The 13,272-nt window shown below is 52.3% G+C and carries 10 protein-coding genes; 7 read left to right on the top strand and 3 right to left on the bottom strand.

Annotated elements, in window-relative coordinates:
* Positions 1-64: 64 nt before the first annotated feature.
* Entirely contained in the window at positions 65-2,233 is a 2,169-nt protein-coding gene (locus tag RDO88_RS04620; protein ID WP_307758265.1) for a glycoside hydrolase family 3 C-terminal domain-containing protein, read from the top strand.
* 71 nt (positions 2,234-2,304) lie between these two features.
* Here the strand turns inward: RDO88_RS04620 and RDO88_RS04615 are convergent, their stop codons facing one another.
* Both RDO88_RS04615 and RDO88_RS04610 read right to left on the bottom strand, forming a co-directional pair.
* Entirely contained in the window at positions 2,305-3,147 is an 843-nt protein-coding gene (locus RDO88_RS04615) for a family 16 glycosylhydrolase (RefSeq protein ID WP_307758264.1), read from the bottom strand.
* Between the two features lie 57 nt (positions 3,148-3,204).
* Positions 3,205-4,722 carry a sulfatase-like hydrolase/transferase gene (locus RDO88_RS04610; protein WP_307758263.1) on the bottom strand — a complete coding sequence of 506 codons (1,518 nt, stop codon included), beginning with the start codon at positions 4,720-4,722 and terminating at the stop codon, positions 3,205-3,207.
* Between the two features lie 413 nt (positions 4,723-5,135).
* Between RDO88_RS04610 and RDO88_RS04605 the strand changes: the two genes are divergently transcribed.
* The 5 genes from RDO88_RS04605 (at position 5,136) to RDO88_RS04585 (ending at position 11,467) form a co-directional block, all read left to right on the top strand.
* Positions 5,136-6,161, top strand: a complete 1,026-nt coding sequence (locus RDO88_RS04605) for an aminotransferase class I/II-fold pyridoxal phosphate-dependent enzyme (RefSeq protein WP_307758262.1) — start codon at positions 5,136-5,138, stop codon at positions 6,159-6,161.
* 30 nt (positions 6,162-6,191) lie between these two features.
* Positions 6,192-7,754, top strand: coding sequence for a GNAT family N-acetyltransferase (locus tag RDO88_RS04600; protein WP_307758261.1), 1,563 nt, complete (start codon positions 6,192-6,194; stop codon positions 7,752-7,754).
* A 199-nt stretch (positions 7,755-7,953) separates the two neighbouring features.
* Positions 7,954-9,108 (top strand): DUF4221 family protein, encoded by a 1,155-nt coding sequence (locus RDO88_RS04595; protein WP_307758260.1) that lies wholly within the window; start codon positions 7,954-7,956, stop codon positions 9,106-9,108.
* Positions 9,109-9,176: 68 nt separating this feature from the next.
* Positions 9,177-10,304, top strand: a complete 1,128-nt coding sequence (locus RDO88_RS04590; protein WP_307758259.1) for a 6-bladed beta-propeller — start codon at positions 9,177-9,179, stop codon at positions 10,302-10,304.
* 26 nt (positions 10,305-10,330) lie between these two features.
* Positions 10,331-11,467 carry a 6-bladed beta-propeller gene (locus tag RDO88_RS04585; protein WP_307758258.1) on the top strand — a complete coding sequence of 379 codons (1,137 nt, stop codon included), beginning with the start codon at positions 10,331-10,333 and terminating at the stop codon, positions 11,465-11,467.
* A 112-nt stretch (positions 11,468-11,579) separates the two neighbouring features.
* Here the strand turns inward: RDO88_RS04585 and RDO88_RS04580 are convergent, their stop codons facing one another.
* Positions 11,580-12,047, bottom strand: coding sequence for a deaminase (locus tag RDO88_RS04580; RefSeq protein ID WP_307758257.1), 468 nt, complete (start codon positions 12,045-12,047; stop codon positions 11,580-11,582).
* Between the two features lie 217 nt (positions 12,048-12,264).
* Here RDO88_RS04580 and RDO88_RS04575 point away from each other — a divergent pair, with 217 nt between their 5' ends.
* Positions 12,265-12,831 carry a flavodoxin gene (locus RDO88_RS04575; protein ID WP_307758256.1) on the top strand — a complete coding sequence of 189 codons (567 nt, stop codon included), beginning with the start codon at positions 12,265-12,267 and terminating at the stop codon, positions 12,829-12,831.
* Positions 12,832-13,272 lie beyond the last annotated feature (441 nt).

Genomic DNA, 13,272 nt, shown 5'->3' with positions numbered 1-13,272 from the left:
GGAAAACCGCAAATTGCATGAATATAACTGAGTATAATCAATAAATGAACAAACAGAAACGCTTATGAAGAAGAATTTTATTCCTGTCCTGCTGGCCGCCGCCCTGCTGTCGGCTTGCCAACAAAAGCTTCCTTATCAGGATGCTTCCCTGTCGCCCGAAGAACGGGCGGCAGACCTGGTGCAACGTCTTACCTTGGAAGAGAAAGCATCGTTGATGCAGAACAATTCATCCGCTGTGCCGCGTTTGGGTATCAAGCCTTATGAATGGTGGAACGAAGCCCTGCATGGTGTGGCCCGCAACGGTCGGGCTACCGTTTTTCCGCAGGCTATCGGTATGGGGGCCGCCTTCAACGACTCGTTGCTCCACGTGGTATTTACCGCTGTGAGCGATGAAGCACGTGCCAAGAACCACATTGCCCGCAGAGACAGCAGTTATAAACGTTATGAAGGGCTGACCTTTTGGACACCCAATATCAACATCTTCCGCGATCCGCGCTGGGGACGCGGGCAGGAGACTTATGGTGAAGACCCATACCTTACGGGCCAGTTGGGTATGGCTGTCGTCAGAGGCCTGCAAGGTCCCGAAGACAGTAAGTACGACAAGGCGCATGCCTGTGCCAAGCATTATGCCGTCCACTCCGGTCCTGAGTGGAACCGTCATAGTTTCAACGCCGAGAACATTGACCCGCGCGACCTGTGGGAAACCTATCTGCCTGCCTTCAAGGATCTGGTGCAGAAGGCTGGTGTAAAGGAAGTGATGTGTGCCTACAACCGGTTCGAAGGTTCGCCTTGCTGTAACAGCGACCGTCTGCTGATGCAGATTCTGCGTGATGAATGGGGATACGAGGGAATTGTGGTGAGCGATTGCGGTGCCATCAATGACTTCTATGCCAAGGGTCATCATGAAACCCATCAGGATGAGGCTGATGCTTCTTCGGCTGCTGTCTTGACGGGAACGGACTTGGAGTGTGGCAGTGTCTATAAGTCGCTGCCCGATGCCGTTCGTCAGGGCAAGATTAAGGAGGCTGATTTGGATCGTTCAGTAGCCCGTTTGCTGAAAGCGCGCTTCGAGTTGGGTGAGATGGATGAGACGACGCCTTGGGATGCCATCCCCGACTCGGTTGTCAACTGTCATGCACACCAGGCACTGGCTCTACGCATGGCCCGTGAGAGTATGACCCTGCTTCAGAACAAGAACAATCTGTTGCCGTTGAAGGCCGATATGACCGTTGCCCTTGTCGGTCCCAATGCCAATGACTCGGTAATGCAGTGGGGCAACTACAACGGCTTCCCCAGTCACACCGTTACTTTGTTCGAAGCTTTGCAGAAGCGTCTGCCCAAAGAACAGCTGATTTATGTGCCCGGTGCTCTTTATGCGGAAGGTTTTGTGCCGAAGCATAAGAAGGAAGAGGTGGCACAGACGAAGCCTTTGGATGCGGCAACCCTGTTGAAGCAAGTGGGTAGTGCTGAAGTTGTGATTTTTGCCGGAGGCATCTCTCCGTTGCTGGAAGGTGAGGAAATGAGAGTAGATGTGAAAGGCTTCAAGGGTGGCGACCGTGCAGACATCGAGCTGCCTGCTATCCAGCGTCAGTTACTCAAGGCGTTGAAGGCTGCCGGAAAGAAAGTGGTCTTCGTCAACTATTCGGGTAGCGCAGTAGGGTTGGAACCAGAAACACAGACGTGCGATGCCATCCTGCAGGCATGGTATCCCGGCGAGGCAGGTGGTACAGCTGTGGCCGATGTGCTCTATGGCGACTACAATCCGGCCGGACGCCTGCCCGTCACCTTCTACAAGAATGTGGGTCAGCTGCCCGACTTCCAGGATTATAGCATGAAGGGACGCACGTACCGTTACTTCGAAGGGACTCCGCTCTTCCCCTTCGGCTATGGATTGAGCTATACGACCTTTGCATACGGCAAGGCCGAGGTGAAGGATGGCTGTCTGCTGGTACCCGTTACCAATACAGGAAGTATGGACGGCGATGAAGTGGTTCAGCTTTATCTGAATCGTCCTGACGATGCCGACGGGCCGCGTAAGACGTTACGTGCCTTCAAGCGTGTGCACATTCCTGCCGGAACTACCTGTACGGTCAGCCTGCCTCTGACGGAGGAAACCTTCAACTGGTGGGACAAGGAAAGCAATACCGTCCGTCCCCTGAAGGGCAGTTACAAGTTGCTCTACGGAGGAAGTTCGGACGACCGAGCCTTGCAGACACTGATGTACGAGTTCTGAGTTGCGTAGGACAATCGGATACAAATTGCCCGCCATTGATGCCAATTCTGTCAATGGCGGGCAATCTTGTATTATTTCATGTCGTTCACAAAAATGGTGGCTTCGTCGCCGGTGGTTGGTTTACTCCAATATCTGAAGTATTCGATTTTAAACTCTCCGCCATTGTCGCTGTCCGATGGCAATCCCCACCAGGAGGGGAAAGCCTCGCTGTCGAAATTGATGGTTTCAGGCGAATGCCAGAAATCGTTTTTTCTTCTGCGGATTTCTTTGCCGTCCACATACCATACCAATTCGTCGCGTGTCCATTTCAATCCGGCAACGAAATAACGTTCTGCCCAAGGCTGTTCGCCTATGTGTTCTACGTGATCGCTTATTTGCAGGTTGTGTGTCTTTATGATGTAATGTGAAGTGGCAAAATACGTTTTGGCATAAGACGGATTAAAATCGTTTCTTCCACATATCTCAAAGATGTCTATCTCTTCCTGCTTGATGGAGTCTTGCACATAGAGCCAAAAGGCACTGGACAAAGCTGAGTTCATCGCCTTGCATTTTATCTCAAAGAAGCCGTATAGCACCTTTTTTCTGCTTTGAACGGCGGCAGAGGTAAATGTGTGGTATCCCTCGGGGGCACCTGCCACATCCTCACGTCTGCCTGTAAGAATCAGTTCTCCGTTCTCCAATCTCACATTCTCTTTTCTGAATAAAGACGGTTGCCTTCCCTGCCACGTCGGGTTGTGGTCAAACCATTTGACGGTATCAAGCGTTTCACCGTCGAATTCGTCACTGATCTCCGTATTATATACCCATCCGTCTGCATCGGATACACCGACCGGAGCCGGATATTTCTCTACCGGTTCATGGTTGACGCAGGAAGAGGCCAGGAGAAGCAGCGCTAAACTTGCATATAATTTCATATCTATATTGTCGTTGTTGGGTTGGACTTGTCATTGTTTCAAGTAATCGTACAGGCGTTACACCTCCGGCACCACGGGATAGAGTGTCTTATTCTGCTTGTCGATGGGGTAGAGTGCCTTTTCCTGTTCCAGCCTTTCGATCATCAGCCGGCAGAGTTCACGCACTTTCTTCTGTTCCGTCTGTGCCAGGTCGTTCTTCTCGAACGGGTCATCGGCCAGGTTGAACAGCTTGCAGGTGGGCTTGCCGTCGGTTTCGGGGTTGTAGTAGTAGATCAGCTTCCAGTCGCCTTTGCGGTAGGTGGTGAAGTAGCTGCCGCGGTGCTGGTGGGGGAAGTGCATCAGGAAGTCGTCGCGATGCTTCTTGTCGGCCTTGCCGGCCAGCAGTTTCTTCAGGTCGGAGCCGTCCAGTACGTGTCCCTTCGGAGCCTTGACGCCGGCCACGGACAGAATGGTGGGATAAAGATCCATCACCGTACCCATCTGGGTCTGCATGCAGCCTTGGGCGATGGGATAAGCCTTCTGGAACTTGTTGGAAGCGTCGGGCTTGGCCCAGGCGGCGATGAAGGGCACCCGTACACCGCCTTCGTATTCCGAACCTTTCTTTCCCTTGAGCGGTGCCGACGAGCCATAGTCGGCTGCTCCTCCCAGCGGGGCGTCACCACCGTTGTCGCCCAGGAAGATAACCAGTGTATTCTCGGCCACACCGGCTTCGTTCAGCTTGTCCAGCAGGTCGCCCAGCGATTTGTCCATGCCCTCTATCAACGTGGCGAAAGCCTTTGCCTGCTGGGGCTTGTCGCTGTTCTGATAGTGGCCGATGAAGCGTTCGTCTGTCTCGAAGGGGGCGTGTACGGCATAATGGGCCATGTTCAGGTAGAAAGGTTTGCCCTCGGCGATGGCTTTGTCTATCTCCTTTTCGGCTTCCAGTGTCAGCGCGTCGGACAGGAAGGTGGACGTGCCGTGATATTGCTTCAGGTCAGGTACGGCCCGTGCGCGTTGCCCTTTGATCCATCCGTATCCGTTCTCGCCGTGGTAGCTGCCCGGATGGCCGATGGACGAGCCGGCGATGTTGACGTCAAAGCCCAGTCGGGTAGGGTCTTCGCCTTCGCTGTCCTTGCATCCGAAGTGCGCCTTGCCCACGTGGATGGTCTTGTATCCGGCTGCTTTCAGTACGGCGGGATAGATTTGTGCATCGGCCTTCAGCCCCTGCCAGTTCCATTCATAGGGGCCGAACTGGTCGCGGTTGTTGCTTTCGGCGTTTATCCAGTTGGTGGTGCGGTGGCGTGCCGCGTTCTGTCCTGTCATGATGGACGTGCGCGAGGGCGAGCTGACGCTTTGGGCGTAGAAGGTAGAGAAGCAGATACCCTGCGCGGCCAGCCGTTCCATGTTGGGCGTGCGGTACCAGTCGTTCAGTGGCTGGCGTTGGGGTTCTCCGTTGCGGTCGGTGATGAAGGGGACGGAAGTATCCATCAGTCCCATATCGTCTACGAGGAAGACTACGATGTTGGGGCGCTCTTGGGCAGCCAGCGTAGCGGCGGCCGAGAGGGCAGCCAGTGAGGCAAAAAGATGCTTTTTCATGATAATGTTTGTTTATGCAATGAGTTGAAACGGTGGGGGAAATGCTTGCACAGTTCCTTCTCCTTGCCGACAAAGATACCGAATTATTTCCAAAAGAAAGCGGAAGCAGGACAGAAATCGATGGGTATTTCATCCGTTCACCGTTTTTGTACCATCCGTTTAAAAGCTTTAAACTGCCAGTTTACTCCGTTTAAACTATCAGTTTAATCGCTTTAAACTACCAGTTTAATACGGATAAACTGACAGTTTATTGCTGATAAATTAAAATAAACTCGTTTGTTGCTGATAATCAGTATCCTATTGTTCCACTATAAAAAGGGCTGAGTGCCTCTCTATAAAAAGATGCCCGCCACTGAACCGCGAGCTGAAATAAACCGTAACTTTGCCCCCGATTTACTAAAAACATCCGAACCATGATACATTTTGATACCGACTATATGGAAGGCGCGCATCCCGAAGTGATGCGCCGCCTGCTGGAAACCAATTTGGAGCAGACGCCCGGATATGGTTGCGACGACTATACGGCCCGCGCCAAGGACCTGATACGCGAGGCTTGCGGCCAGCCGCAGGCAGCTGTTCAGTTCCTGGTGGGCGGCACGCAGACCAATGCTACCGTCATCGATGCCCTGCTGGCCCGCCACGAAGGCGTGCTGGGTGCTGAGTCGGCCCACATCAATGTGCACGAAGCGGGCGCCATCGAGGCCACGGGTCACAAGGTGCTGACGCTGCCCCAATACGACGGCAAGGTGAAGGCCGCCGACGTGGAGGCCTACATCCGCAACTTCTACCGCGACGAGACCTACGAACACATGGTGGCGCCGGGCATGCTCTACATCTCGCACCCCACGGAACTGGGCACGCTCTATACCCTCCACGAGCTGGAAGACCTGAGTCGCGTGTGCCGCGAGGCGAACATACCTTTATATATGGACGGCGCCCGCCTGGGTTACGGACTGGCGGCCGAGGGAACGGACGTCACGCTGAAAGATATTGCCCGCCTGTGCGATGTCTTCTACATCGGCGGCACGAAGGTCGGCGCCCTCTTTGGCGAGGCGGTGGTGGCTGCCCGTCCTGAGCGGTTGCCCCATTTCTTCTCCCTCGTCAAGCAGCACGGCGCGTTGTTGGCCAAGGGGCGTCTGCTGGGCATCCAGTTTGGCACGCTCTTTACCGACGGCCTCTACCAGTGCATCGGCGCCCATGCCGTCCGCTTGGCCCTGAAGCTGAAGCAAGCCTTCGTGGAGAAGGGCTACAAGCTCCACCTCGATTCGCCCACCAACCAGCAGTTCGTCTGCCTGCCCAACGAGACCATCGACCGCCTGAAGCGTGAAGCCACCTTCGAGCTGTGGGGGCCCCGCGGCGAAACGGAGACGGTGGTGCGCTTCGTCACCAGCTGGGCCACGCGCGAGGAAGACGTGGACAAGCTGATTGCCTTGCTTTAAAGAAAACAGATTTAAAACGAACGATACACAATGGATTCCATCAAAATCAACAAAGTGCAGATACGTAATCTGCAGATTGAAGACTACGACCAGCTGGCCCAGTCGTTCACCCGTGTCTACACGGACGGAAGCGACGTCTTCTGGACACACAAACAGATAGAGAAACTGATACGCATCTTCCCCGAGGGACAGATCGTGACAGTGGTCGACGAGAAGATTGTGGGTTGCGCCCTATCCATCATTGTCAACTACGACGACGTGAAGAACGACCACACCTATGCCCAGGTGACGGGTAAGGAAACCTTCAACACCCACAACCCCAAGGGTAACATCCTCTACGGCATCGAGGTCTTCATCCATCCGCAATACCGCGGTCTTCGTTTGGCCCGACGCATGTACGAATACCGCAAGGAGCTGTGCGAGGAGCTCAACCTGAAGGCTATCATGTTCGGCGGCCGCATCCCCAACTACCACAAGTATGCCGACCAGATGCGCCCCAAGGAATACATCGACAAGGTGCGCCAGAAGGAAATTTATGACCCCGTGCTCACCTTCCAGCTCTCCAATGACTTCCACGTTCGCAAGGTGATGCGCAACTACCTGCCCAACGACGAAGAGTCCAAGCACTATGCCTGTCTGCTCCAGTGGGACAACATCTACTACCAGCCGCCCACGCAGGAATACATCAGCCCGAAGACCACCGTCCGCGTGGGCCTCGTGCAATGGCAGATGCGTAACTACACGTCGTTGGACGACCTCTTCGAGCAAGTGGAGTTCTTCGTCGATGCCGTGTCCGACTACAAGAGCGACTTCGTCCTCTTCCCCGAATACTTCAACGCACCGCTCATGGCCCGCTTCAACAACGAGGGCGAGTCCGAAGCTATCCGTGGCCTGGCTGCCTATACTGACGAGATACGCGAGCGCTTCATCAAGCTGGCCATCAGCTACAACATCAACATCATCACGGGCAGCATGCCGCTCATCAAGGAAGACGGCCGCCTGTACAACGTGGGCTTCCTCTGCCGCCGCGACGGTACGTACGAGATGTACGAGAAGATACACGTCACGCCCGACGAAATCAAGAGCTGGGGTCTGAGCGGAGGCAAGGCGCTGAAGACGTTTGAGACGGATTGTGCCAAGATAGGCGTCCTGATCTGCTACGACGTGGAGTTCCCTGAGCTGTCGCGCATCATGGCCGACCAGGGCATGCAGATTCTGTTCGTCCCCTTCATGACCGATACGCAGAACGCTTACAGCCGCGTCAAGGTCTGTGCCCACGCCCGTGCCATCGAGAACGAATGCTTCGTGGTCATCGCAGGTAGTGTCGGCAACCTGCCGCGTGTACACAACATGGACATCCAGTATGCCCAGTCGGGTGTCTTCACGCCTTGCGACTTCACCTTCCCCACGGACGGCAAGCGCGCCGAGGCTACGCCCAATACGGAGATGATTCTTGTCTCCGACGTCGACCTCGACCTGCTGAACGAACTGCACACCTACGGCAGCGTGCGTAACCTGAAGGACCGCCGCAGCGACCTTTACGAAGTGAAGATGAAGAACCGTAGTGCAGAGTCGCAGAAGGCGAGCGAATAAACTTGTCATCTTTGACAAAACAGATAAAGGCTGTATCAGGACTTACCGCAGATTAAGACGGGCGGTTTTGTTTTGATACAGCCTTTTTTGTGTACTTCTTGTATAAATTAATTCTTTTGTTTACCTTTGAACTCCGAATAAATAGTAAGGTGCTATCTTTTTAGCATCTTCCTTTTTAGTATTGATTATGATTTGTACCATGAAACTGAATCGTCTATTTCTTATATCTGTACCGGCTCTTTGTCTGGCGTTTTCCTCTTGCAGTTCGGGAAGCCGGAAAGCTGCTGCTGATGATGATCATATCGGCTTGACGACGAAAACCCTGCAGATTCCTTCTTCCGATGTTCTCAATCTGAAGTCCTATTACCTGTCGTGCACTTGCAGGAAGGATACGTCGGAATGGCTGTATGCCTACAATTATAAGGAACATGCACTGGACCGCTTCGACCTTCACTCCCTCGGCAGTATGCAGATTCCCCTGGCTGTGGAAGGTGCTTCAGCGGTGGTTCGTCCCATCTCCGGCCTGTATGTCTGTTCGCCCGATTCCATTTGGGTGTACGATGCGGCTCAGAAGGCTCTGTTGCTTGACGGAAAAGGACTAGTATTGCGAAGCGTCCCGCTTGCGGCCGGTTTGTCTTCGGGGCAGGCGGTGATGATTGAGCGGAACTATGCCATTTCTACCACTCCGTTATACTACGATGCGCATCGTCGTTCGCTTCTGTTCGGCATTCGCGATGCTTCGGGGCCTTCGATCGTATTCAAAGTCCGTGAGTATTTTCTGGATACCGGTCGGGCAACCGATATGCCGTTGCCTGCCTCGGTGGATGTTCCCCATGTGGCCGAAGGCGACTATGCCGACATGAGCCGTCCTAATCTGACGTTTACGGCAGAGAAGATTGTGTGCAACTATCCCGTGGAGTCGCATATCTATGTTATCGACCGTCGGAGCGGGCAGACGGACGTTTTCGAAGCTCCCAGCCGATATACGGCCAATAAGGCCGAGCCTTGTCGTTCGCGTACCGATTATACCCAGTGGGAACGCCATCGCGTGGAAAATCCGCATTTCTATGAATTGATGTATCTTCCCGCATCAGGCCGTTATGTACGCCTACACACGGCCGGCCAGATGTACGATGCTTCAAAGAAGCTGATGGATCAGTTGTTGGAAAAACGTTTCTTTCTTACCTTGTTCGACCATGACTTTTCAGTATTGGACGAGGAAGAATTGCCGGCCCATCGGTACAATATCTTTACGGGCTGGTGTCCGGTTTCCGATGCCCTCCTGTTCTATGTTGATCATCCCTTGTCTGGTGGAGAGGAGACTGAGGAGCTGGTGATTGATTGTATAGAATGATATTTGTACATGCGTTTTTTTTGTTTACCAGTTGTTTATATATACTTTGATTATAAATTATTTATCGTATGAAGAACGTAATCAGTGTTTGCCTATGTTTGTTGCTCCTTGGTTCGTGTTCGGATAAACAAGGAGAACTCGGCTATCCTGTATTGAAAGTATCGCTGAACGAGCAGGATGTTTCGATGAAAGATCTGTTCAGTCGTCTGGAAGTGATTCCTTTAGAAACCAATGACTCCAGTTTGTTGGTTTTTCCCGATAAGGTGTTGTGTCGGAACGGACGCTATGAGGTGTTCGACCACAAGCGCTATGCCTTATTCCTTTTCGACGAGAACGGTCGGTTTATCAGGCAGATCGGTAGGCGGGGACAAGGTTTGGGAGAATATCGGGAAGTGTACGATGTCGCTCACGATTCGCGGAACGGTAATATCTGCCTGTTGTCGCCGTTTTGGGAAATGTTCGTTTACGATTCCGAAGGACGTTTCCTTGAGCGTTTGCCCCTTCCGGAGAAATCGAACTATCAGGCTGTAATGGATTATGGGGATTATTATGTGACATGGACGCTCCCGTTGGACAATGAAGAGCGCGGCATCAGTCTTATTTCCAAGGATTCGTTGAAATGTGTCCGGGAGTATTGGCATGGCAACCCCAATATGATGTCTTTCTATCCGCGTGCATTTCATTCGTATGGCAAAGAGTTGTATTTCTTCCGTCCTTTCCAGCGAGAGGTTTATCGGCTGGGATTGGACAGTATGCAGGTGGCTTATCAATGGGATTTCGGTAATGACAATTATTCGATAGAAGATTTTGGTTTTTCATTGAAGGAAAAAGGAGACAGGCAGGAAAGGGATGAACTGATGAAAAAGCTACAGGAATCGACCATACCTTATTGTATTCGGGAAAATAGACAGAATGAAAAATATTATTATACTCAATTAGTATTCGGGTTCTCTCCGCAGCAAGGGCGTTATAATATATTCTATCGGAAATCGGATGACAAAAGTTTCTTTTTCCATAAAACGACAGAGGGAGTTACGCTCCAACCGATGTATTTTTGTAACGATTTTCTATTGTCATTGGCATCGTATGAAGATATAGAGGCTTATGGGAATGTGTTGGATAAAGGAGAGTTTACCAAGTTGGAGAACCGCACGGAAGAAGATAATCCGTTCCTGGTGAAATGCTATTTCAAATGAAGGACTTTCATAAAAGTTTTATGGATATGAAGAATGTAGTATTATGGAGTGTTTTGTGTATCCTGTCCTTCGTGCAATGCACTGGTAAGAAAGCAGGTAATGTAGAGGATACGGCCTTGTCAGTAGATTTGACTCCATCGGAAATTCCTTTTGGTGAGTTGTTCTCTGAGATGGAGCTGGTACCTTTGGAAACTACGGACAGCTGTCTGCTGATGGGTGTGGACAAAGTCGTGGCTTTTGAAAACCGTTTGTATGTGTTCGATAGCCAGCGTCCGGCGTTGTACGAATTTGATGAAGAAGGCCGTTTTGTACGGCAAATAAGTCGTAAGGGCAACGGACCGGGGGAGTATCAGTTGATTTGTGATTTCATGATCGACAAAGACAGACGGAACATTTGTCTGCTGAGCCCTTTTGGATGGATGGGAAGATATGGTTTGGATGGAAGTTTTGTCAGACAGGACGAGCTGCCGGCCAAGCCCAATTATTATGCGGTCTCTTCTCTGGATGCGGAGAATCTGGTGCTTTGGTCGTGTGTGAGGGAGGATGAAGACGGATTGTCTGTCGTAGGGAAGGACTCCTTGAATGTGGTTCGTGGTTTCTGGAGGAACGACCGCATACTGGATATGGGCTGCATGCAGCCGTTCTATGAATACGCCGGTAAGGTGTATTTTGCTTCGGGCTACCAGAATGTGGTTTATGGACTGGGACGGGAGAATATGGAACCGGCCTATTCGTGGGACTTCGGTAAGGACGGTATCAGTGAACAGATGTTGCAGAAGTATCGCTCTATCGAGAATGAGAGCCAACGGAACCGGCTTTTGATTGAAGATTTGTCGGAGGGTATATTGCCCTTCTGTATGAAGTTTCATCGGGAGAACTCTACGTATTATTATGTAAACCTACAGAAGGGACTGGGTACGGCTGACCGTTCCATCCATGTCTTTTATCGGAAGAACGACGGTCACGCGTTTGTCTTTGAGACGATGGAAGGTGGCTTGCGCCTGCGTCCGTTGTCGTTTACGGACGGATATTTCCTTTCGTTGGTCAATTTTACGGAGTTTGAACTTCTCCGTCCCTACTTGTCGGAACAGGAATTTGCCGAATTGTCGTTGCGTACGGAGGAAGACAATCCTTGTCTCATCCGTTGTCGCTTCAAAAAATAAGTTGTGGCCGTTCGGGCCATCGGACAATAAAATAAACGGACTTACCTGGAAGGTGCATTCAGGCACCTCGGGTAAGTCCGAATTTTTTCTGTCCGAAGGAAGGACGGATACTTCAATATTCCACCTTGTCGGCCTTGTTTTCCCATGCCTGGAAGGCGGCGATGGCTTCGTCGGGCAGGAGTTCTTCCATGGCCTTGTTGCGGTCTTCGCGCTTCAGGGCCAGTTCGTCGTAGATGAACGAGTCGTCGAAGCCGATGCGGGCGGCGTCGGCCTTGTTGTTGCCGTAATAGATTTTGTCCAGATGGGCCCAGTAGATGGCTCCCAAACACATAGGGCAGGGCTCGCATGAGGTATAGATTTCGCATCCGCTGAGGTCGAACGTGTCCAGCTTCTGGCAGGCAGCGCGGATGGCGCTCACTTCGGCATGGGCCGTAGGGTCGTGGTTGGCCGTCACACGGTTCACGCCCGTGGCTACTATCTCGCCGTCTTTCACGATGACGGCTCCGAACGGACCTCCGCCGTTCTTCACATTTTCGATGGAAAGCTCGATGGCTTTCCGCATGAAGTCTTCTTTTTTCATCAGTAGGTTTTTGTTATTCGGGTTAATGTATGTCTTTTTCTTGGGTAAAGATAGGCTTTATTATCGTGACTTCCAAATGTTGCGGGCAGGAAAGTGCGCTAGGCCGATGCGCAGGAAGCTGTAATTGGGGTCGGTTTCTCTGTAAAACGGGTCATGGCGTTGTGGGCGGAAAGCACTACTTTTGTCGTGTATCTGTAAACGAAAAAAACGAAGTGATATGAAACAACTGTTATTTGCATTAACCCTGCTCTGCGGCATGAGCCTTGCGGCCTGTGCCCAAAGCAAAAACAATCGGACAATGAAAGAATCTTCCAACGTGTTGGTTGCCTATTTTTCGGCAACCGGAACTACTGCCCGTGCGGCTCAGACGCTGGCGCGGGTGACGGGTGGCGAGCTCTTTGCCATCGTTCCCCAAGAGGCTTATACGGGTGCCGACCTCGACTGGCACGACAAGCAGTCGAGGAGTTCGGTCGAGATGAATGACCCGAAGGCGCGCCCCGCCCTGAAGGGGAAGAAGGAGGGCATGGGCGGATACGACGTCGTGTTCATCGGTTATCCCATCTGGTGGGATGCGGCTCCGCGCATCATCAACACCTTTATCGAGAGCCACGGCTTGAAAGGAAAGAGGCTGATTCCCTTTGCCACGTCGGGCGGAAGCAGCATTGCGCAGAGCGTGAAGGCCCTGAGGAAGCAATATCCCGACCTGAAGTGGGAGGACGGCCGCCTGCTCAATCGGGCAGGAGAGGCCGATGTGCGACGCTGGACGGAGCAGTTGGGGCTTTGATGCTCGCAGACGTCCTGTCGGGAAAACGGGCTTTGTGCTTGACAAGTGGAGGGGAAAAGCGCCTTTGCGCTTACTCCTCCTTTTTTCGTTCGGGCGGAAATAGCGGAAAAAGAGGGGTGGAAACCGTGTTTTTCGGGGCAGGAAGTAGACGTTTTGCGCGGACATTGTATGTTTTCGGTCGTCAGGTTGCAGCTTCCGTAGCGGAAGATTGTATGAAATGGAAGAGAAAAAAGGATGTTTTTTCCTCCGAAAAGCATTGTTTTCCTCTGGCGAAAGCATTGTTTTGTCCTCGATGAGGCTTTGCGGCCGCCCGTTCGGGGCTTTTTTCAGCTGGTTGAAATGTAAGGATTTCGATAACTTGCTGTGCGAGAACGGATAAGCACCTTCGCGCTTCGTCCGTTGGGAGCGGCCTCTCCTTCGGGCCGAAACAGGCGATTCTCA

The sequence above is a fragment of the uncultured Mediterranea sp. genome, assembly GCF_902493215.1.
Classification (GTDB): domain Bacteria; phylum Bacteroidota; class Bacteroidia; order Bacteroidales; family Bacteroidaceae; genus Bacteroides.
Note: the sequence above shows the minus strand (reverse complement) of the source record. Positions and strands in the feature narration are given on the sequence as shown.

Excerpts from the sequence above, each read along its gene's own strand:
- RDO88_RS04620 (WP_307758265.1), top strand. The coding sequence starts at position 65 with ATGAAGAAGAATTTTATTCCTGTCCTGCTGGCCGCCGCCCTGCTGTCG.
- RDO88_RS04615 (WP_307758264.1), bottom strand. The coding sequence starts at position 3,147 with ATGAAATTATATGCAAGTTTAGCGCTGCTTCTCCTGGCCTCTTCCTGC.
- RDO88_RS04610 (WP_307758263.1), bottom strand. The coding sequence starts at position 4,722 with ATGAAAAAGCATCTTTTTGCCTCACTGGCTGCCCTCTCGGCCGCCGCT.
- RDO88_RS04605 (WP_307758262.1), top strand. The coding sequence starts at position 5,136 with ATGATACATTTTGATACCGACTATATGGAAGGCGCGCATCCCGAAGTG.
- RDO88_RS04600 (WP_307758261.1), top strand. The coding sequence starts at position 6,192 with ATGGATTCCATCAAAATCAACAAAGTGCAGATACGTAATCTGCAGATT.
- RDO88_RS04595 (WP_307758260.1), top strand. The coding sequence starts at position 7,954 with ATGAAACTGAATCGTCTATTTCTTATATCTGTACCGGCTCTTTGTCTG.
- RDO88_RS04590 (WP_307758259.1), top strand. The coding sequence starts at position 9,177 with ATGAAGAACGTAATCAGTGTTTGCCTATGTTTGTTGCTCCTTGGTTCG.
- RDO88_RS04585 (WP_307758258.1), top strand. The coding sequence starts at position 10,331 with ATGAAGAATGTAGTATTATGGAGTGTTTTGTGTATCCTGTCCTTCGTG.
- RDO88_RS04580 (WP_307758257.1), bottom strand. The coding sequence starts at position 12,047 with ATGAAAAAAGAAGACTTCATGCGGAAAGCCATCGAGCTTTCCATCGAA.
- RDO88_RS04575 (WP_307758256.1), top strand. The coding sequence starts at position 12,265 with ATGAAACAACTGTTATTTGCATTAACCCTGCTCTGCGGCATGAGCCTT.